Below are 18874 nucleotides of genomic sequence, written 5' to 3'. Positions count from 1 at the left end.
GACGCACGACGACCATCATAACCGCACGCGCGAGGGCCTCGCGACACGGGCGCCCGCCCCTCCGCGGGAGGGCGAGAAGCCGCCTACTGGTCCGACAGGGGCCGGCCGATCGTGCAGGTCTCCTGCTGCGCGGTCTGCCCGGAGACATCGCTCGGGAGGGTGACCGGCCCGTCGGGTGCGCTCGTCGCGGGGGCGTCGGTCGCGGGGGCGTCGGTGGCCGGCGACTCCGTGGCCGCCGGAGCGCCGGTCCCCCCGGGCTCCTCCCCCGTCGACTGCGAGCCGCCGCCGGTGGTGCCGCTCAGCGCGATCGGCTGGTCGGCGAGGAGAGCCGCGTTCAGCGCGGACGCCGCGTCCTCGCTCGGGTACACGCCGTTGCCGTCGATGAAGGTCGGGTACTGCACGAAGACCACGTTCGCGAGGTCGACGTCCTTCACCGCGAGGCCGATCGACACGAGGGTGTTCACGTTCTCGAGCGAGGTCGAGAGCTGCATGTTCGAGACGGCCGCCTTCGCGAGGCCGTAGAGGTTCACCGGGTTCGAGAGCGTCGACGCGCTCTTCACCTTGCGCACCAGCGATGAGAGGTACACCTGCTGGCTCGAGATGCGGGTGAGGTCGCTGCCGTCGCCGACGCCGTGCCGGGTGCGGAGGAACGCCAGCGCCTCGGCGCCGACGAGCGTGTGCGTGCCCGCGTCGAGGTTCAGGCCCGTGTACTCGTCCTGGATCGGGGTGGCGACGCAGACGTCCACTCCGCCGACCGCGTTCGACATCTCGATGACGCCCTCGAACTGGATGAGCGCCGCGTAGGGGATCTCGAGCCCGGTCAGCTGCTCGACCGTCTGCACGGTGCACGCCAGCCCGCCGGCCTCGAGCGAGGTGTTGATCTTCGCCGAGTCCACCGCGTCCGAGACGGCGCCAGTGGCCGGGTCGGTGCAGGAGGGGATCGGGACGTAGAGGTCGCGGGGGAAGCTGACGACCTCCACGGTCGAGTGGTCGGCCGAGATGTGCATGAGCATCGTGACGTCGTTGAGGTTCTCGGCACGCTCGCCGTAGGCCCCGGCGGCCGATCCGTCGGCGCTGTCGCTGCCGGCGAGCAGGATGTTGACGCCGCCCTCGATCGCCCCGATCTCGGGCACGTCGCCTCCGCCCGAGTCGATCCCGAGGTCGACGGACGGACGCGCGCTCCCGGCGATCAGCGAGGCGGCGATCGCCACGATGCAGACCGCGCTGAGCACGCCGACACCCACGCAGGCCGCGAGGATGCGTGCGGCGAAGCGCACGCCGCTCGGGCGGCGCAGGCGGCCGTGCCGTGCTGCTGTGGTCCGGGTGGACGCGCGTTCGCTCATCGGGTCGTACTCTCTCTCGGCTGCGGGACGCGTGTCGTCCGGAGTCAGCGCGCGAGGTGGAGAGCACCCGTGGTGCCGCCCGCCCTCGGCTCAGCCGAAGAAGCCGACCGAGCAGGTCTGCTGGTCGGCGCTCTGGCCGGTGACCGATTCTGGCAGGGCAACCTTGGATCCGTCCTCGGGAGTCGCTGCAGGAGTGCCGGGTGCCGCCTCGGCCGTCGCCAGCGGATCCGCGGTCGCCGGGCCCGACGGAGCGGCGGTGTCGGCCGGAGCCGCCGCCTCGCCCTCCACGGTCGCGCCGGCGCCCGTGCCGCCGGTGATGGCGATCGGCTGATCGGTCTGCAGGGCGCTCGCCAGGACGTCGCCCGCGGCGCGGTCCGGCTCCACTCCGCTCGGAGTCGCCCCGGTCGGGTACTGCGCGAAGACGACGTCCGCGAGGTCGACGTCCTTCAGCGCGAGTCCCATCTGGACCATCGTGTTCACGTTGTCGAGACCGGTCGAGAGCGTCATGTTGCCGAGCGCCGCCTTCGCGAGACCGTAGAGCGCGACCGGGTTGAGGAGGGTGTCCGCGCTCTTGATCCGGCGCACGAGCGCCGAGAGGAAGACCTGCTGGTTGCTGATGCGGGTCAGGTCGCTGCCGTCGCCGATGCCGTGGCGGCTGCGGAGGAACTGCAGCGCCGCCATGCCCTCGAGCGAGTGCACGCCCGGCTCGAGGTAGGTGTTCGTGTAGGGGTCCGCGATCTCGGTCGCGACGCAGACGTCGACTCCGCCGACCGCGTTCGACATCTCGATCACGCCGTTGAACTGCACGACCGCGCCGTAGTCGACCCGGACGCCCATGAGGTCCTCGACGACCCCTGCCACGCAGCCGAGGCTGACGTCGCTGCCCATCGCCTCGTTGATCTTGGTGTCGTACCGGGCGGGGATCGTCTCACCCGTGGCGGCGTTCACGCACTCCGGGATGTCGACGTACATGTCGCGGGGGAAGCTCACGACCGTCGCGTTGCTGTGGTCGGCCGAGACGTGCATCAGCATGTTGACGTCGTTGAGGACGCTCGTCTCCTCATCGGGGTCGCCGTAGGCGTCGCCCTGGCCCTTCCGCGAGTCGCTGCCGACGACGAGGACGTTGAAGCCGCCCTCCAGTGCGCCGATCTCCGGGGCGCCTCCGGCCTCGACGCTGGAGCCGGCCGCGCCCGGGTGCAGGTCGACCGAGGGCTGCACGGACTGGACGATCAGCGTCGCCGCGATCGCGACCACCGACACCGAGGCGACCACACCGACACCGCCCACGAGGGCGGCTCCCTTCACCAGGGTCCGCGCGAGGGTGTGCCGCTTCTGGCGGCCGTGCCGCACGAAGGGGCGCGGCGTGCGCGGAGTGTCGCGAGTCTGTGTCGAAGGGCCCGTGCGGCGCATCCGTCTCCCGGTGTCGAGGCGTCAGTGGTGCGGAGGTGAGGGCCGGGCGTCGATCCCGGGCGTCGCGCAATCCTATACAGAGGGCTGGCGCGTTCCGAAGGAGAGCGGGCAGGCCTCCGTCGTCGCGCGCCAGGACGGGCGTCGGACGGCGCCGGCGGGAAGCGACGCGAAGAACGGGACGGCGTGGCGGAGGGCGTGGGATTCGAACCCACGAGACGTTTCCGCCCACCAGTTTTCAAGACTGGCTCCATCGGCCGCTCGGACAGCCCTCCCGGCCGCTCCCGCAGGAGCGACACCCGATAGTAACCGCCGAGCGCGCGGGACCGTGATCAGCGCAGCGCCGAGAGCGCGACCGCCACGCCGTCCTGGTGGACCGAGGGGATCACGGCGGAGGCCACGGCCCGCACCTCGTCGGGCGCCTGGCCCATCGCGAGCCCTGCGCCCTCGGCGGCGGCCCAGGTGAGCATCTCGATGTCGTTGCGGCCGTCGCCCAGCGCGACCACGTCGCTCCGCTCGATGCCCAGCTCCTCGCGGACGACCTCGAGCGCGGTGGACTTGTTGACGCCGTGCGGGGCGATGTCGAGCCAGGCGGTCCAGCCGATCGCGTAGCTGACCTGGTGCAGGCCCATCTCCTCGACCAGAGAGGTGAACTCCTCGATCCCGGTCTCGGGCGAGATCACGACGACGCGGGTGCACAGCCGGCCGAGCAGCTCCTCGAAGGGGACGTGGGTCGTCTCGGCACCCATCACGGCACCGCCCGGGAACGCCTCGGTGTAGAAGAAGGCGCCGTCCGCGTCCTCGACGGCGTAGTGCGCGTCGGGGAGGGAGCGGCGGATGGTCTCGAGGACCTCCGTCGGGTCGAAGGTCTCGACCGTCTCGGGGACGTAGGCGCCGGACGCGTCGCGGCGGAGCGTGACCGCTCCGTTGCAGCAGATCACGTACTCGGGCGAGATCCCGAGGCGCTCGACGACCGGCAGGGTGGAGGAGGGAGAGCGCCCGGTGGCGAGCATCACCTCGTCGCCCTGGGCGGCCACGCGGGTGATCGCGTCCGTCACCGCGCGGGTGATGGTGCCGTCCTCGTGCATGACGGTGCCGTCGATGTCGAGGGCGACGAGGCGGCGGCCGGAGGCGCGGGCCGCGCTCATGCGACGGGCTCGAGCACCTCGAGGCCGCCGAGGTGGGGCCGCAGCGCCTCGGGGACGAGCACCGAGCCGTCCGCCCGCTGGTGGGTCTCGAGGAGGGCGACGATCCAGCGGGTGGTCGCGAGCGTGCCGTTGAGGGTGGCGACCGGAGCCGTCCTCCCCGACTCGGTGCGGTAGCGGGTGTCGAGGCGGCGGGCCTGGAACGTGGTGCAGTTCGAGGTCGACGTCAGCTCGCGGTAGGTCTCCTGCGTGGGGACCCACGCCTCCACGTCGAACTTGCGCGCCGCGCTCTGGCCGAGGTCGCCGGCCGCCGTGTCGATGACGCGGTAGTGCAGGCCGAGGCTCTGCAGGACGTCCTCCTGGTACGAGAGGAGGCGCGCGTGCTCCGCCTCGGCGTCCTCGGGGAGGGTGTAGACGAACATCTCGAGCTTGCTGAACTGGTGCACGCGGATGATGCCGCGGGTGTCTCGCCCGCCCGAGCCCGCCTCGCGGCGGTAGCAGGTGCTCCAGCCCGCGTAGCGCTTCGCGCCGCCGGAGAGGTCGAGGATCTCGTCGGCGTGGTAGCCGGCGAGGGCGACCTCGCTGGTGCCGGTGAGGTAGAGGTCGTCGTCGCGGAGGCGGTACACCTCGTCGTCGTGCTCGCCGAGGAAGCCGGTGCCGTCCATGATCTCGGGGCGCACGAGGGTCGGCGTGATCAGCGGGGTGAAGCCGGCGGCGAGCGCCTTCTCGAGGCCCAGGTTCATCAGCGCGATCTCGAGGCGGGCGACCAGGCCCTTGAGGAAGTAGAAGCGCGCGCCGCTGACCTTCGCGCCGCGCTGCATGTCGATGCCGTCCAGCAGCTCGCCGAGCTCGAGGTGGTCGCGCGGGGCGAAGTCGAAGACGGGGCGCTCGCCGACCGTCCTGACGAGCTCGAACGACTCCTCGCCGCCCGCGGGGACGCCCTCGATGATCGGGTTGGCGATGCGCTTCACCAGCACGGTGAAGGCCTCGTCGGCCTCGGACGCCTCCTGCTGGGCCTGCTTGGCGGCGGCGGCGAGGCGCTGGGCCTCGGCGACGAGCGCCGCCTTCTCGTCCTTCGGAGCCTTGGCGACGGTCTTGCCGAAGGCGTTCTGCTCGGCCCGGAGCCGCTCCGCCTCGGTGATCGCCGCACGGCGCACGCGGTCGGCCTCGAGCGCCTCGTCGACCAGCTCGACGGAGTCGCCGCGCGCCTCCTGCGAGCGCTTCAGGACGTCCGGGTTCTCGCGCAGAAGTACGGGATCAATCACCCCAGCAGTGTAGAGGAGGGCCGGGACGGGCCGCCGCCCGCGCGTACCCCCGGGGCCGGCTGAGCATCGGCCGCGAGGAGGCATCCGATCGCGCGGACGGCTGCGAATCTGAGTCGTCCCCCGAGAACGTCCCCCCGCGTTCGACACCCCTGCTCCCCTGAAGGCTCTCCCATGCACGCCACCCCCCTCATCGACGCGACCCCCGGCGTCGTCCTCGAGCGCGACGGCTCCGTCGCCCGGATCACCCTCAACCGCCCCGACGCCCTCAACGCGATCGACCTCGGCACCGCGCGATTGCTGCTGAGCACCGTCGCCGACCTCGACGCCGACGCCGGCTGCTCCGTCATCGTGATCGCCGCGGCCGGCCGCGCGTTCTGCACGGGCGGCGACATCTCGGCGATCATGGGGTCCGAGCACCCGGACCACTATCTGCGCGACGTCGCGACCACGACCGCCCAGGTCATCCGCCTGCTCGAGGACAGCCGCGCCGTCGTCGTCTGCGCGATCGACGGCATGGTCGCCGGCGCCGGCATCGCCTTCGCTCTGGCCGCCGACATCGTGATAGCGACTCCCGCCGCCCTCTTCCTCAGCGCGTACGGCGACGTCGGGCTCGTCCCGGACGTCGGAGTCACCGCCGCGCTCCCCCGCGTCGTCGGCCGCCGCCGCGCGCTGGACTTCGTGCTGTCCGGCCGCCCGGTCCGCGCGGCCGAGGCGCTGGAGTGGCAGCTCGTGACCGAGGTCGTGCCGCGCGCCGACCTCGCCGGTCGCGTCGACGAGCGCGTGCGCGCCCTGGCGGCGAAGCCGGCGCACGTCGCGTCCGCCGCCCGCCGCCTCCTGCGCACCGACCCGCTCGACCGCGCCGAGCGCATCGTCGAGGAGACGGACACCCTGGTCGAGTTCCTGGCGGTCCCCGCCACGCGCACGCTCCTGGACGCCGAGCACGAGCGCCAGGCCCGCCGCGCCGCCCGGGCGACCGCCTCGCTCTGACCCGGCGCGAGCGTCCTCGACGCCGCTCCGGCCCCGGGCCGGGCGGACGTCCGCCCGGCGGCCCACGGATCGGCCGGGCGTTCCCCTCCGATCTCGGCTACGGTGGTCCCCGCGAAGGGGAGTAGTTCCCACCGTCCGCCGAGCGGACGACGAGGCGCGTCGACATGCTGGTCCGGGACGATCCGGGCCCGGCGCTCCACCCCGGCTCCGGCCGGGGCGAACGAGACCTTCGGTCAGTCGACGCACGTCCTGACCGGTCCTCTCGCGCGGGTCGGCGGACCTGAGCCAGGAGATCGCATGGCGACCACCGCCCCCACCCCCAGTCCCAGTCCCGCCCAGGTGCGCCGCTGGCGCCGCTACCTCGCCGACGAGCTCGCCGAGGCCTCCGTGTACCGCGACCTGGCCGGCCGCCGCTCCGGCGAGGAGCGGGAGATCCTGCTCGCGCTCGCCGTGGCCGAGGGCCGCCACGAGGAGCACTGGCGGGAGCTGCTCGGCTCCGCGGCGGAGCCCGCGCCCCGCCCGGACCTCCGCACGCGCTTCCTCGGCTTCCTCACCCGCCGCTTCGGCTCCGTGTTCGTCCTCGCCCTGATCCAGCGCGCCGAGGCCCGCTCCCCCTACGCCGACGACGACGACGCCACCGAGGCGATGGCCGCCGACGAGCGGATCCACGGCGAGGTCGTCCGCGGGCTCGCCGAGCGCGGTCGCAACCGCCTCTCCGGGACGTTCCGCGCGGCGGTCTTCGGAGCGAACGACGGCCTGGTCTCGAACCTCGCCCTCGTGCTCGGAGTGGGGGCGAGCGGAGTCGGGACGGGCGTCGTCCTGTTCACGGGCATCGCGGGCCTGCTCGCCGGCGCCCTCTCGATGGGCGCGGGCGAGTTCGTCTCGGTGCGCTCGCAGCGCGAGCTGCTCTCGGCCTCCAGCCCGGACCTCGACGCGAACCGCATCGTCCCCGACCTGGACGTCGACGCGAACGAGCTCGCCCTCGTCTACCGCGCTCGCGGGATGACCCAGGAGCAGGCCGACGCGCGTGCCGCCTCCGTCTTCACGGGCCTGCGCGGCGGCGCCGTCACCTCCCCCATCACGCTGGGCGGTCCCGCAGGAGACCCCGACGTCGACGAGCACGAGTCGATCGGCACGGGCATGGGCGCGGCGCTGTCGAGCTTCTGCTTCTTCGCCTCGGGCGCGATCATCCCGGTGCTGCCCTACCTGCTCGGCCTGACGGGGCTCGCCGCGGTGGTCGTCGCCTGCGTGCTCGTGGGCATCGCCCTGCTCGCCACCGGCGCGGTCGTCGGGCTGCTCTCGGGCGCCCCGCCGCTGGCCCGGGCGCTGCGCCAGCTCGGGATCGGCTACGGCGCGGCCCTGGTGACCTACCTCCTCGGCCTGCTCTTCGGCGCGTCCGGAGTCTGAGCCTCGGCCTCGAGGAGCTGCGCGGACTCGCGCGGCTCCTCGGCGCGGGGCCGCACGACGACGCCGCGCCACCGCAGCGCGGCCACTCCGACCGCCAGCAGCAGCGACGCCGGCAGGCAGCCCAGCAGGGGGATGCAGGAGTAGTAGAGGAGCTGCCGCTGGATCCACGCGGGCGAGGGCACGTCGGAGTCACCGTAGTAGGGCGGAGGCGGCGAGGAGTAGCCGGTGTAGAGGAGCGCGAGGCCGATCAGGGTCCCCGCGAGGCCGGCGAGCAGGAGCACGAGGAGCCACGGGTTCCTCAGCAGGGGCGCCTCGCGCACGGGCTCGGCGGGAGCTGCGGGAGCGGGGTCGGCGGCCGGCTCCGACAGGGGTGCGGGCGCGGTCTCGGCGCCGAGGCGGTGCGACCGCCGGCCCTCGGCGGCTCCGGCGATGTCGGGCAGGGCCATGATGCGGCGCGGTCCCGGCACGGACGAGGAGCCGGGGCGGACCACGCGCGACTCCGGGAGCGCGGGACGAGCGGCGGCTCCGGACGTGGCGGCGGGAGCGCCGGGGGCGGCACCCGAGCCGGGCCTCGCGAACGCCCGCTCGTCGCCTCTCAGACGCTCCGCCGGTCCCGAGAACCCGCGCTGGAAGGCCGGGTCGTAGCGCGGGTCGACCCGTTCGTCGTCGTCAGTCATCGTCGCGACCCGTCATCGTCGTCCCCGGTCATCGTCGACCTCCGGCTCGTGGGAGAGGATCCCGCGCAGCCAGTCGCGGGCCTCGAGGAACACCTCGTCGTCGTAGCGTCGCACGGAGGTGACCGGGCGGCGGTCAGCGCGCGGATACGAGCCGAGGAAGATCACCTTCGGGCTGAAGCGCCGCAGCCCCATCAGCGCGTCGGCGACCCGCTCGTCCTGGACGTGCCCGTCGAGGTCGATGACGAACCGGTACCGGCCGAGGGCGTCGCCGATCGGCCGCGACTGGATCATGCTCAGGTTCACCCCGCGGGTCGCGAACTGCTCGAGCATGTCGAGCAGGGCGCCCGGCTGGTCGGCCGGGAGCTCGGCGATCACGCTGGTCTTGTCGGCGCCGGTCGGCTCGGGCAGCGCGTGCGAGCGCGAGACGTGCACGAAGCGCGTGACGGCGTTCGGGTTGTCGCCGATCCGCTCCGCCAGCACCGCGACGTCGTGGTGGGCGACGATCCCGGGAGGGGCGATGGCCGCGTCCGCGGGAGATCCGCCCAGCAGGTCGACGGTGGCCTGGACGTTGCTGGAGGCGGGCAGGTGCTCGTGGCTGGGGATCTCGCGGTCGAGCCACACCCGGCACTGTCCGTAGGCCACGGGGTGCGCGGCGACGGTGCGCACCTCCTCGAGGCTCGTCCCCGGGCGGCCGACCAGGATGAACGACACCGGCACCAGGTACTCGCCGACGATGCGCAGCCCCGGGATCCGCGCCAGCGCGTCCTGCGCGGCCGTCACTCCGCCCTCGACCGAGTTCTCGATCGCGATCACCGCACCGTCGCTGCGTCCGGTGACCAGATCGCTGAGCGCCTCCCCCACGTTCGCGACGCTGCGCCACAGCTGTCCGCGCGCCTCCGGGACCTGCGCGAGGGCCGCCTCCGTGAACGTGCCGCTGGGCCCGAGATAGCTGTAGGCACGGGTCTCGGGGGCGCTGTCGGGCATGGCGCAAGCCTAGCCAGCCGCGGTACCCCTGGAGGGGGCCGGACTGCCACTATGGACCGCATGACCGATCGCGCAGGGAAGCCGGCACAGGCCTCCGATCTCATCGACGTCGAGGCCCTCGTGAGGGCGTACTACGAGAAGAAGCCGGACGTCTCCGACCCGGCTCAGAAGGTGGTGTTCGGCACCTCGGGCCACCGCGGATCCTCGTTCGACACGGCCTTCAACGAGGACCACATCGCCGCCGTCACCCAGGCGATCGTCGAGTACCGGACCGAGCAGGGCATCACCGGCCCGCTGTTCATCGGCGCCGACACGCACGGGCTCTCCCGCCCGGCCCTCACCACCGCCCTCGAGGTCCTGGTGGGCAACCAGGTCCGCGTGCTCGTGGACGAGTTCGACGACTTCGTGCCGACCCCGGCGCTCAGCCACGCGATCCTCCGCTACAACAACGACCCCGCGCACACCGACCGGGCCGACGGCATCGTGGTCACCCCCTCGCACAACCCGCCCCGCGACGGCGGCTTCAAGTACAACCCGCCGCACGGCGGCCCCGCCGACTCCGACGCGACGACCTGGATCGCCGACCGGGCCAATGAGCTCATCGCCGACGGCAACCGCGGCGTGACCTCGGCCGAGCCCTCCGCGGTCGAGACCTACGACTACCGCACGCACTACGTCGCGGACCTGGCGAACATCATCGACCTCGACGCGATCCGGAAGGCCGGCGTGCGGATCGGGGCCGACCCCCTCGGCGGCGCCTCCGTGCACTACTGGCAGCTGATCGCCGAGATGCACGGCCTCGACCTGACCGTGGTGAACGGGGAGGTCGACCCGGCCTGGGGCTTCATGACCCTCGACTGGGACGGCAAGATCCGGATGGACCCGTCCTCCCCCAGCGCGATGGCCTCGGTGGTCGCGCGCGCCGGCGACTTCGACATCCTCACCGGCAACGACGCCGACGCGGACCGGCACGGCATCGTCACCCCCGACGGCGGGCTGATGAACCCCAACCACTACCTGGCCGTCGCGATCGACTACCTCTACCGCCACCGCACCGGCTGGCGCGAGGACGCGGCGATCGGCAAGACGCTGGTCTCCTCCTCGATCATCGACCGGGTCGCGGAGTCGCTGGGCCGGCGCCTCTGGGAGGTCCCGGTGGGCTTCAAGTGGTTCGTCCCCGGGCTGGTCGACGGCTCGGTCGGCTTCGGCGGCGAGGAGTCCGCGGGCGCCTCGTTCCTCCGCTTCGACGGCACCGTCTGGACCACCGACAAGGACGGCATCCTCCTCGCGCTGCTCGCCTCCGAGATCGTGGCGGTCACCGGGAAGAGCCCGTCGGCGCTCTACCGCGAGCTGACCGAGCGCTTCGGCGACCCGGTCTACGAGCGCGTGGACGCGGTGGCGACGAAGGAGCAGAAGGCGGCCCTCGGCAAGCTGGACGGCGACGCGATCGCGGCGACGACCCTCGCCGGGTCCGAGATCACCGCGAAGCTCTCGAAGGCGCCCGGCAACGGCGCGGCCGTCGGAGGCGTCAAGGTCGTCACCGAGGACGCCTGGTTCGCCGCGCGCCCCTCCGGCACCGAGGACGTCTACAAGATCTACGCCGAGAGCTTCCGCGGCCTCGACCACCTGCACGAGGTCCAGGCCGAGGCGCGCACGATCGTGGACGCGGCGCTGAACTCCTAGGCGCTGCGCTCAGTCGCCCGAGAAGGCTCGTTCCCGCCCAGGAGAACGAGCCTTCTCGGGCGACTCAGCGGCGGTGAGGAAAGGGCCGGCTACCAGCGCGGGTGGACGGTGGGGCGGAAGTGGGTGTCGTAGAGGGCGTTCACGGCCTCCATGAAGGCGGGGCCGAGGGGCGCGGCGGAGGCGGCGGCCGCGTTGGCGCGGGCCTGCTCGGGCGAGCGGGCGCCGGGGATCACCGAGGTGACGCCCTCCTGCTGGATGATCCAGGCGAGCGCGGCCGCCGCGGGGGCGAGGCCGTGGTCGTCGGCGAGGCGGGAGAACTCCTGCGCGGCCTCCACGCCGGTCGCGAAGTCGACGCCCGAGAAGGTCTCGCCGACGTCGAAGGCGGAGCCGTCGCGGTTGTAGCTGCGGTGGTCCTCCGGCGCGAACACGGTCTCGGTCGTGTAGCGGCCGCTGAGCAGGCCCGAGGCGAGCGGGACGCGCGCGAGGATGCCGACGCCGGCCTCGCGGGCGGCGGGCAGCACCTCGTCGAGCGGCTTGAGGCGGAACGCGTTCAGGATGATCTGGACGCTCGCGACGTTCGGGCGGGCGATAGCGGTCAGCGCCTCCTCCGTGCGCTCGACCGAGACGCCGTAGGCGGCGATCGCGCCCTCGGCGACGAGGGTGTCGAGGGCGTCGTAGACGGCGTCGTCGGAGTAGACGGAGGTGGGCGGGCAGTGCAGCTGCACCAGATCGAGGGTGTCGACGCCGAGGTTGGCGCGCGAGCGGTCGGTCCAGGCGCGGAAGTTGTCGAGCACGTAGTTGCCGGGGATCTGCTCCGCGCGACGGCCCATCTTGGTGGCGACGAAGACCTGCGCGTCGGGGTGCGCCGCGCGGTAGGCGCCGATCGTCCGCTCGCTGCGGCCGTCGCCGTAGACGTCGGCGGTGTCGAAGAGGGTCACCCCCGACTCCACTGCGGCGTCGAGCACGGCGAGGGCGTCGGTCTCGGCGACGTCCCCCCAGTCGGCACCGAGCTGCCAGGTTCCGAGGCCGACGACGGAGACGGGGGCGCCGGTGCGTCCGAGGATTCGAGTTTCCATGCCCCCACCGTAGGTGCGGCCGAGCCCGCGGCGGACCCCCTTGCGTGTGCTCTAACGTCGAGGGCATGCCCCTCCTCGTGCTCGGAAGCGCCAACCTCGACCACGTCCACCGGGTCGCCCGGATCCCCGCTCCCGGAGAGACGGTGCTCGCCCTCGACGCGAGCACCTTCCCGGGCGGCAAGGGACTCAACCAGGCCGTCGCGGCCGCACGGACCGAGCCCGGCGCCGTCTTCGTCACGAGCCTCGGACGCGACTCGGCGGGAGACCGGCTCGCCGCGGTCCTCGGCGAGGAGCCGCTGGAGCTGCGCGCCCGCCGCGGCGACGTCCGCACCGGCACCGCGCAGATCACCGTGGACGAGCGCGGGGAGAACGCGATCGTCGTCGACTCCGGAGCGAACGCCGCCCTGGTCGGGCTGACCGGAGAGGAGTCGGCCCTGGTGGCGGCGGCCGACGCCCTGCTCATGCAGCTCGAGATCCCGACAGCGACGGTGACGGAGGCGGCCCGCGCCGCGCGCGCCGGCGGCACGGTGTCGATCCTGAACGCCGCCCCGATCGGCCCGCTGCCGGAGGAGCTGCTGGCGGTGCTCGACGTGCTGATCGTCAACGAGCACGAGGCCCGCGAGCTCGCCGCCGATCGCGGCATCACCGCCACCGACGACGACGCGCTCGCCGCCGCCCTCACCGCGCTGGTGCCGCTCGTGCTGGTCACCCTCGGCTCCGACGGCGTCGTCGTGGCGGTCCGCGACCGCGAGCCGGTGCGCACCCCGGCCTTCCGGGTGGAGGCCGTGGACACCACCGGCGCCGGCGACACCTTCTGCGGCGCCTTCTCGGCCCGGCTCGCCGCCACGGGAGCACGGCTCGACGATCCGGAGCAGCTGGTCGCCCTCACCCGCTGGGCGAGCGCGGCCGCGGCGATCTCGGTCACCCGCGCCGGAGCGGCGGTGTCCGCGCCGACGGCGGCCGAGACGGACGCGTTCCTCGCCGAGCGCGCCTGAGCGGGAGCTCCTCAGGGGGAGACGGCGCGGACACAGGCCTCGGGCGCCCTGCAGCACCGTCGCTCCGGTCGGCACGGTGCACTCCGAAGAAGCACGAGAGCGCCCGTCCCGGCTCCGCTCCTCGCGGCGAGGCGTCCCGGCGTGCGGACAGCCGCGCCCGCTCTCCGATCCGGCTAGTCGATCGCGGCGACCCGGACGGTCACCCGCGGCCGCAGCTCCGGATGCACCCGGACGCACCACTCGCGAGCCGCGGCTCCGATCGCGCGCGCCACGTCCGGCGCGGACGCCTCCGCGGTCACGCAGAGGTCGACGGCCACGGACACCTCGTCCCCCGCGACGCGGACCAGGACCGGATCGGCGAACGTGCCGCCGCTCGCGGTGCCCAGCGGCTCGACCACGATCCCGGTCGCGCTCAGCGCCGTCGCCGCGTGCGCGAGCACGTCGCGCACCTCGGGCCTGGCCGGCATCAGGGTCGCGACGCCCTCCAGGGCGCGCAGCTCCGCAGCGAGCGCGGACACCGGATCGACCGGGGCCGCCGCCTCGAGGCCGCTCACGACTCCTCCGTCCCGGGGACGTAGACGTCCTCCACGCGGACGTCGATCCTCGACACCCGCAGCTCGGTCTGGGTCAGCAGCCGCGAGTGCACGCGCTCGCGCACCTGCTGGGCCGCCTCGGCGATCGGCACCCCCCAGAAGACCGAGATCGTCAGCTCCACCACGACCTCCGCGCCCGGCTCGGCGATGTCGCCGACCAGGCGGCAGCGGCCGACCAGCACGCCGGCGACGCTGTCGCCCGCCTCGCGCACGAGTCCGCGGACCGCTCCCTCGGTGATCGTGAGCGCCACGTCGGGCTGGACGCTCGCCAGCGGGATGTCGCGTCCGGCCCGCGACTCGCGGCGCACCTGGGTGAGGATCGAGCCGAACCAGCTCTCCTCCGGCGCGGGCAGGCGTGCGGCGTCGTCGTCGATGAGCGCGCCGGAGAGGGCGCGCACGCGCTCGAGGGCGCGCAGAGTGCGCCGGTGCTCCGGCGACTCCTCGATGGCGGGGTCGTACGGAGTGCGCCCGCGGTCGAGGTAGTCGCTCAGCTCGTCGATGCCGATGCCGTCGCCCTCCTGCTCCGTAGCGTCCGCCTCCTGCTCGAGCGCGGGCGGCAGCACGACGTCGTGCTCCCCCGCGCGCTCCGGCCCGTCGCCGGGACCCTGGTCCGCGTTCATCGCGTCTGCTCCCTCATCGCCAGTCCTCCATCGCCACGACCAGCGACTCGCGCGCTCGGGCCAGCTTGCCCCGCACGGCGGTCACCGTGAGACCGAGGTGATCGGCGATCTCGTTGTAGGACTCCCCGCCGACCTCGCGCAGCACCCAGCACTGCCGCTGCGACTCCGGCAGCTCGGACAGGGCGTGCGCGAGAGCCCGCATGGCGTCGCTCTGCTCGGCGGCCTCGAACGGGCCGGGCTCTCGGGCCGGGGGATGCTCCACGGCGTCGACGTCGTCGGTCGGGCGGCGCTGGCGCAGCAGGTCGACGCTGGAGCGGCTGACGATCCGCATCATCCAGCTGCGCACGCTCGCCGGCTCCTTGAGCTGCGGGAGCTGCGCCCAGACCGTGATCAGCGCGTTCTGCACGGCGTCGGAGGCGTCGGCCTGCGAGCCGGTGAGGCGCCAGGCGTAGGCGCGGAGGATCGACTGGTGCCGCTTGACGAGCACCTCGAAGGCGCGCACGTCGCCCTCGGCGGAGCGCTCGGCGAGCAGCGCGTCGCTCGCCGCTTCCAGTCCGGGCACGGCGCCTCCTCCCTCTCCGCTCACGCGGCCTCGGGCCGCCTTACAGGTGACGCTCAGGAAAAAGTCCGCCGAGCACCGTGACGAACGCCGTCCGGGCTCCGTCTCACTCATGAAAGCACAGCCCGACCGGATTTCCGCCGGGCCTTCGACCCCGGTCTGCTCAGCAACGGCAGCCGATGAGACGTCCAGGAGACCTCATGAGCGACACCACGCGCACCCCCTCCACCACCCGCGTCGACAAGACCTCCGTCGACACGGTCACGAGCCTCGGCGGCTCCCGGACCTCCGGCACCGCCCAGGGCACCACGGTCATCGACGACAGCGTCGTGGCCAAGGTCGCCGGCATCGCGGCCCGCCAGGTGCCCGGCGTCTTCGCCCTCGGCAACAACGCCGCCCGTGCCTTCGGCGCGATCCGCCAGGCCGTCGGCGGCGCCGACCACGCCCAGGGCGTGAGCGTCGAGGTCGGCGAGACCCAGGTCGCGGCCGACGTCACCATCGTCGTCGAGTACCCCGTGCCGATGCAGAAGGTCGCCGACTCCGTCCGCGCCGCCGTCTCCGAGGCCATCACCGAGCTGGTCGGCATGGCCGTCTCCGAGATCAACGTCGCCGTCGTCGACGTGCACATCCCCGGCGACGACAAGGACGACGAGGCCACCGAGAGCCGCGTCCGATGAGCGACTTCCAGCGCCCCGCGCCCACCGCCCCCGGCGGCCGCAGCACCGTGCTCGGTGTCGTGGTCGGCGCGATCCTGGCCTTCGCCGCCCTGATGTTCGGCTTCTGGGGCTTCGTCCTCACCGCCCTCTTCATGGCTCTCGGCGTCGTGATCGCCCGCATCGCCGACGGCACCCTCGACGTGCGCAGCCTCGTGGACGTGTTCCGCGGCCGCACCACCTCCCGCTAGGAGCCCACCGTGACCGCTCTCGACACGCGTCCCGCATCGCCGGTGGCGGGCACCGTCACCATCACCGTCCGCTCCATCGAGCGCGCCGCCGTGGCGATCGTCCACGAGGAGCTGGGCGTGGAGGTCTCCGCGATCCGCGTCCGCCTCTCCGACGACCGGGGCGGCCTCGCCCTCGCGGTGACCGCGCCGGTCGTCGTCGAGCCGGGCTCCGCCCCGGCCGGCGGCTCCCTGCTCGAGCGCCTGCACGGCGACCGCACCCGCATCGCCTCCCGCATGGAGGCGCTGACCGGGCGCACCGTCAGCCGGATCGACATCCGGGTCACGGGCACCCGCACCCGAAGCACGAGGAGAGTCGCATGAGCCCCGCACCGTCGGCGCCCGACACCCGCTACAGCCGCTACCTCCGTCGCGAGACCCACAAGTCCCGCTCCGCCGCGCAGATCGTCGTCCTGGTGCTCATCGCCCTGGTCGCGGCCTACGTCGGCACGGAGGCGGTGCTCGCGATCCTCGGCGCCGCGCCCCTGCTCGCCGCACCGTCCGCCCTGCTGGGCGCGATCGTCGGAGTCGCGTCGCTGGCGAACCCCGCCCTCATCGGCGTGGCCGTCGGCGCGGGCGTCCTCGCTCTGGTCCTTCTGGTGCTCGCACTGGCGCCCGGGGCCCGGGCCCGCCACACCGTGGACGACGACCGCCTCGCCGTGGTCGTGGACGACGGCGTGATCGCCTCCTCCCTGGCTCGGGCAGCCCGCACGGCCGCCCACTCCCGCCGCGAGGACACCCGCGCCTCGCTCGGCCGGCGCACCGCACTGGTCGAGGTGACCCCCGCCTCCGGCATCGCGGTCGACCGCGACGCCGTGCAGAGCGCCGTCGACGAGGAGCTCGCCCGCATCGGCGCGAAGCCCGCCCCGCGCTCCACCGTCCGCGTCTCGACCTCCGGGAGGATCTGATGACCACGAGCAACCGCTTCGTCAACCGGCTCGTCCTGCTCGTCGTGGGCCTCGTGCTCGCGCTGGTCAGCGCCGGAGCCGTCCTGATCGCCGTCTCGCAGCCGGTCCGCGACTCCGTCCTCTCCTTCGCCGACGGCGAGGGCGCGGCCCTGGTCTCGCGCCTCTCCCCCGAGGAGGGCACCGCTTGGAGCGATGCCGCCGTCCTGTGGCCGCTCTACGCCGTCGTCGGGATCTGCCTCCTCGGCATCGTCCTCGCGCTGGTGATGGCCTTCGCCCACGGTCACGGCCGCACCGGCACCGTCCTCCGCGACGAGGCCGAGGGCACGCCCGCCGGAGGGATCGAGATCGCGACCGGCTTCGCGGAGGACGTCCTCGAGACGGCTCTCGCCGGGCGGACGGAGCTCCTCGACGTCACGGTCGCGGCCTACCGCCACGGCTCCGAGACCGCGCTGAAGGTGCGCGTCCTCCCCCGCGGCGGGGTCTCGCCCCGCACCGTGGTCGACGCCGTGCACCAGGAGGTCGACGCTCTCGACACTCTCCTCGGCGCCCGCCTGCCGGTCCTGCTCGAGGTCGCCTCGAGCGCCCGGGCCGGCTTCTCCAAGGAGGACCGGGTCGCCTGACCCCGGTCCCGCAGCTTCCCCGGCGCCCGCCGGCGGATGGTCACACCGAACAGAAGGAGCCCCTCATGGGTGCAGACGACAAGATCCGCAACGCAGCCGAGAACCTGGTCGGCAAGGCCAAGGAGGCCGTCGGCAAGCTGACGGACAACGAGCGCCTCGAGGCCGAGGGCCAGGCCGACCAGACCAAGGCCCACACCAAGAAGGTCGGCGAGGACGTCAAGGACGTCTTCAAGAAGTGATCTGACCGGAACCTCGACGGGGCCGTCACCGCATCAGCGGTGGCGGCCCCGTCGTCGTGCGTGGAGCGGGTGCGTCGAGCGTCAGACGCCCCAGAACATGATCCGGCCGGCGGAGGCCGCGTCGATGCTCTGGTCGTGGTTGTCGGCGGTGTGCGAGGAGTAGAGGATCCTGTCACCGTCGACGCTGGTCACGACGCCCGTGTGGTCCCAGTCGCCCGAGCCGTCCCAGTCGAACTGGACGATGTCGCCCGGCTTCACCCGGCTCCGCTCGGAGTCGGGGATCGCGGTCGCGCGCTCGGGGTGCGCGGCGAGGTAGGCGTTGAACGCGGTCGACGACGCCCAGGCGGAGCTGTACCCGCCGGAGGAGGAGTAGCTCCATTCGCCGTCCATCTCCCAGCCGCGGGCGATCAGCGACTGCGAGGTGAAGTTGACGCAGTCGTTGCCCGAGATCACGCCGTACTGGGCCGAGTTGTAGTCGTTCCAGTAGGTGGAGAGGTAGTCGAGCTGCGAGGCCAGGCGGCTCGCGTCCAGCGCGGCCTGGGCCTTCGCGGCCTCGATCGCCGGGTCGGGCGTGTAGGCGAAGGTGATCGCCGAGGCGACGACCTTCGTGCTGGCGAGCACGCCGGTCGCGGCGGGGCTGGGAGTGGCGGTCGCGGTCGGGGCGGCGAGGTCGGTCGAGGCCTCGGCCGTCGTGCCCTCCGCGGCGCCCGACGTGTCGACGGCCGGCTGCACCGCGTCGGCCGGGGTCCCGTCGACGGTGACCGCCGCGGCGGAGTCGGTGACCGCGTCGAACGTGATGGCCTGACCGTCGGCGTCGAAGAAGGCGACCGGGACCTCGCCCGCTGCCTCTCCGTCGGCCGGAGGGGCGGTGACCGTGATCTGGTCGGGGTTGTCGACCGCGACGCTGCCCTCGGCCTCGCCGAAGCGGACGGTGGCGACCGAGTCCAGGTTCGATCCCTCGAGCGTCACGCTCGTGCCGCCGGCGACGGTGCCGGAGGTGGTGGAGACGGAGCTGAGGACGACCCGGGCGGAGGCGGTGGTCGCGGGGAGCACGGCGACGCTGGTCGAGGTCGGAGCAGCGGAGGGCGTCGCGGTGGCCGACTCGGCCGAGGAGCCGGTGCCGACGGTGAGGCTCAGGCTCGACGCGACGGCCACGACGACGAGCCCGCCGGAGACGGCGAGCGCCAGCGTGCGCGGGGACGGGCGGAAGAAGGAGGCCCCGCGGCGGGCGGGCGCGGTGCGGAGCCGGTGCCCCTCCGCTTCGCGGCGGTCGCGGCGGGACGAGAACGATCCCTCCGGGGCGGGGTGCACCGGGGCGGGAGCCGAGGGCTGCGCGGGAGCGGCGGGCCGGATGCGGCCCTCGCGCTCGCGGGCCTCGCGGCGGGTCAGCGGAGCGCCGGGGGTCGGCGCGGGGGTCGCGGGGTGG

Annotated in this window: 21 protein-coding genes and 1 tRNA gene; 10 read left to right on the top strand and 12 right to left on the bottom strand. The window is 73.5% G+C overall.

The genetic code is table 11. The features are described 5' to 3' along the window. Positions 1 to 83 precede the first annotated feature (83 nt). The 5 genes from C5D50_RS07750 to serS form a co-directional block, all read right to left on the bottom strand. Positions 84 to 1343 carry an LCP family protein gene (locus C5D50_RS07750; protein ID WP_104283214.1) on the bottom strand — a complete coding sequence of 420 codons (1260 nt, stop codon included), beginning with the start codon at positions 1341 to 1343 and terminating at the stop codon, positions 84 to 86. Between the two features lie 90 nt (positions 1344 to 1433). Continuing rightward, positions 1434 to 2648: an LCP family protein gene (locus C5D50_RS07745; RefSeq protein WP_258059448.1), complete on the bottom strand. Its 1215-nt coding sequence runs from the start codon at positions 2646 to 2648 to the stop codon at positions 1434 to 1436. Between the two features lie 289 nt (positions 2649 to 2937). Then, a tRNA-Ser gene (locus C5D50_RS07740) sits at positions 2938 to 3025 on the bottom strand. Positions 3026 to 3082: 57 nt separating this feature from the next. After that, complete coding sequence (locus tag C5D50_RS07735) at positions 3083 to 3898, bottom strand: HAD family hydrolase (RefSeq protein WP_104247582.1); 816 nt, start codon at positions 3896 to 3898, stop codon at positions 3083 to 3085. Then, on the bottom strand, positions 3895 to 5160 hold the full coding sequence (serS, locus tag C5D50_RS07730) for a serine--tRNA ligase (RefSeq protein ID WP_104283213.1): 1266 nt from the start codon (positions 5158 to 5160) through the stop codon (positions 3895 to 3897). The genes C5D50_RS07735 and serS overlap by 4 nt, the downstream gene beginning before the upstream one ends. A 171-nt stretch (positions 5161 to 5331) precedes the next feature. Between serS and C5D50_RS07725 the strand changes: the two genes are divergently transcribed. Together C5D50_RS07725 and C5D50_RS07720 are read left to right on the top strand one after the other, a co-directional pair. Beyond that, entirely contained in the window at positions 5332 to 6147 is an 816-nt protein-coding gene (locus tag C5D50_RS07725) for an enoyl-CoA hydratase/isomerase family protein (RefSeq protein ID WP_104238091.1), read from the top strand. Between the two features lie 297 nt (positions 6148 to 6444). Further along, positions 6445 to 7554: a VIT1/CCC1 family protein gene (locus tag C5D50_RS07720; RefSeq protein WP_104288982.1), complete on the top strand. Its 1110-nt coding sequence runs from the start codon at positions 6445 to 6447 to the stop codon at positions 7552 to 7554. On the opposite strand, the gene C5D50_RS07715 is transcribed toward C5D50_RS07720, so the two are convergent. Together C5D50_RS07715 and pheA are read right to left on the bottom strand one after the other, a co-directional pair. Next, a complete protein-coding gene (locus tag C5D50_RS07715) occupies positions 7515 to 8231 on the bottom strand; it encodes a hypothetical protein (RefSeq protein ID WP_104283210.1) in 717 nt (238 codons plus the stop codon). The genes C5D50_RS07720 and C5D50_RS07715 overlap by 40 nt on opposite strands. Positions 8232 to 8243: 12 nt before the next feature. Further along, positions 8244 to 9215: a prephenate dehydratase gene (gene pheA / locus C5D50_RS07710; protein ID WP_104247578.1), complete on the bottom strand. Its 972-nt coding sequence runs from the start codon at positions 9213 to 9215 to the stop codon at positions 8244 to 8246. Between the two features lie 60 nt (positions 9216 to 9275). Between pheA and pgm the strand changes: the two genes are divergently transcribed. After that, on the top strand, positions 9276 to 10898 hold the full coding sequence (pgm, locus tag C5D50_RS07705; protein WP_104283211.1) for a phosphoglucomutase (alpha-D-glucose-1,6-bisphosphate-dependent): 1623 nt from the start codon (positions 9276 to 9278) through the stop codon (positions 10896 to 10898). 89 nt (positions 10899 to 10987) lie between these two features. On the opposite strand, the gene C5D50_RS07700 is transcribed toward pgm, so the two are convergent. Beyond that, complete coding sequence (locus C5D50_RS07700) at positions 10988 to 11974, bottom strand: aldo/keto reductase (RefSeq protein ID WP_104250898.1); 987 nt, start codon at positions 11972 to 11974, stop codon at positions 10988 to 10990. A gap of 65 nt (positions 11975 to 12039) precedes the next feature. Here C5D50_RS07700 and C5D50_RS07695 point away from each other — a divergent pair, with 65 nt between their 5' ends. Then, positions 12040 to 12969, top strand: coding sequence for a ribokinase (locus tag C5D50_RS07695; protein ID WP_104283209.1), 930 nt, complete (start codon positions 12040 to 12042; stop codon positions 12967 to 12969). 173 nt (positions 12970 to 13142) lie between these two features. Here C5D50_RS07695 and C5D50_RS07690 read toward each other — a convergent pair whose 3' ends face one another. The 3 genes from C5D50_RS07690 to C5D50_RS07680 are packed head-to-tail and all read right to left on the bottom strand — an operon-like array spanning position 13143 to position 14744. Then, positions 13143 to 13523, bottom strand: a complete 381-nt coding sequence (locus tag C5D50_RS07690; RefSeq protein WP_104283208.1) for a hypothetical protein — start codon at positions 13521 to 13523, stop codon at positions 13143 to 13145. Then, positions 13520 to 14182 carry an Asp23/Gls24 family envelope stress response protein gene (locus C5D50_RS07685; protein WP_104233947.1) on the bottom strand — a complete coding sequence of 221 codons (663 nt, stop codon included), beginning with the start codon at positions 14180 to 14182 and terminating at the stop codon, positions 13520 to 13522. Before C5D50_RS07685 ends, C5D50_RS07690 begins: the two co-directional genes overlap by 4 nt. Positions 14183 to 14195: 13 nt before the next feature. After that, entirely contained in the window at positions 14196 to 14744 is a 549-nt protein-coding gene (locus tag C5D50_RS07680; protein ID WP_104224956.1) for an RNA polymerase sigma factor, read from the bottom strand. A 197-nt stretch (positions 14745 to 14941) separates the two neighbouring features. Here C5D50_RS07680 and C5D50_RS07675 point away from each other — a divergent pair, with 197 nt between their 5' ends. From C5D50_RS07675 to C5D50_RS07650, 6 genes are all read left to right on the top strand, one after another. Further along, positions 14942 to 15418 (top strand): Asp23/Gls24 family envelope stress response protein, encoded by a 477-nt coding sequence (locus tag C5D50_RS07675; protein ID WP_104226785.1) that lies wholly within the window; start codon positions 14942 to 14944, stop codon positions 15416 to 15418. Beyond that, on the top strand, positions 15415 to 15645 hold the full coding sequence (locus C5D50_RS07670; protein WP_104224954.1) for a DUF2273 domain-containing protein: 231 nt from the start codon (positions 15415 to 15417) through the stop codon (positions 15643 to 15645). The genes C5D50_RS07675 and C5D50_RS07670 overlap by 4 nt, the downstream gene beginning before the upstream one ends. A 9-nt stretch (positions 15646 to 15654) precedes the next feature. Beyond that, positions 15655 to 16005, top strand: a complete 351-nt coding sequence (locus C5D50_RS07665; RefSeq protein WP_104283207.1) for a hypothetical protein — start codon at positions 15655 to 15657, stop codon at positions 16003 to 16005. Further along, positions 16002 to 16589 (top strand): DUF6286 domain-containing protein, encoded by a 588-nt coding sequence (locus tag C5D50_RS07660; protein ID WP_104226787.1) that lies wholly within the window; start codon positions 16002 to 16004, stop codon positions 16587 to 16589. The genes C5D50_RS07665 and C5D50_RS07660 overlap by 4 nt, the downstream gene beginning before the upstream one ends. Next, positions 16589 to 17209: a hypothetical protein gene (locus C5D50_RS07655; protein WP_104283206.1), complete on the top strand. Its 621-nt coding sequence runs from the start codon at positions 16589 to 16591 to the stop codon at positions 17207 to 17209. Before C5D50_RS07660 ends, C5D50_RS07655 begins: the two co-directional genes overlap by 1 nt. A 65-nt stretch (positions 17210 to 17274) precedes the next feature. Continuing rightward, positions 17275 to 17448, top strand: a complete 174-nt coding sequence (locus C5D50_RS07650) for a CsbD family protein (protein WP_104226788.1) — start codon at positions 17275 to 17277, stop codon at positions 17446 to 17448. Positions 17449 to 17529: 81 nt separating this feature from the next. Here the strand turns inward: C5D50_RS07650 and C5D50_RS07645 are convergent. Next, positions 17530 to 18874 (bottom strand): amidase domain-containing protein (locus C5D50_RS07645; protein ID WP_104288981.1); only part of this gene is annotated, 1345 nt, incomplete at its 5' end.

This window comes from Rathayibacter sp. RFBD1 (assembly GCF_002932915.1).
In the GTDB taxonomy this organism is placed as follows: Bacteria; Actinomycetota; Actinomycetes; order Actinomycetales; family Microbacteriaceae; genus Rathayibacter.
Note: the sequence above shows the minus strand (reverse complement) of the source record. Positions and strands in the feature narration are given on the sequence as shown.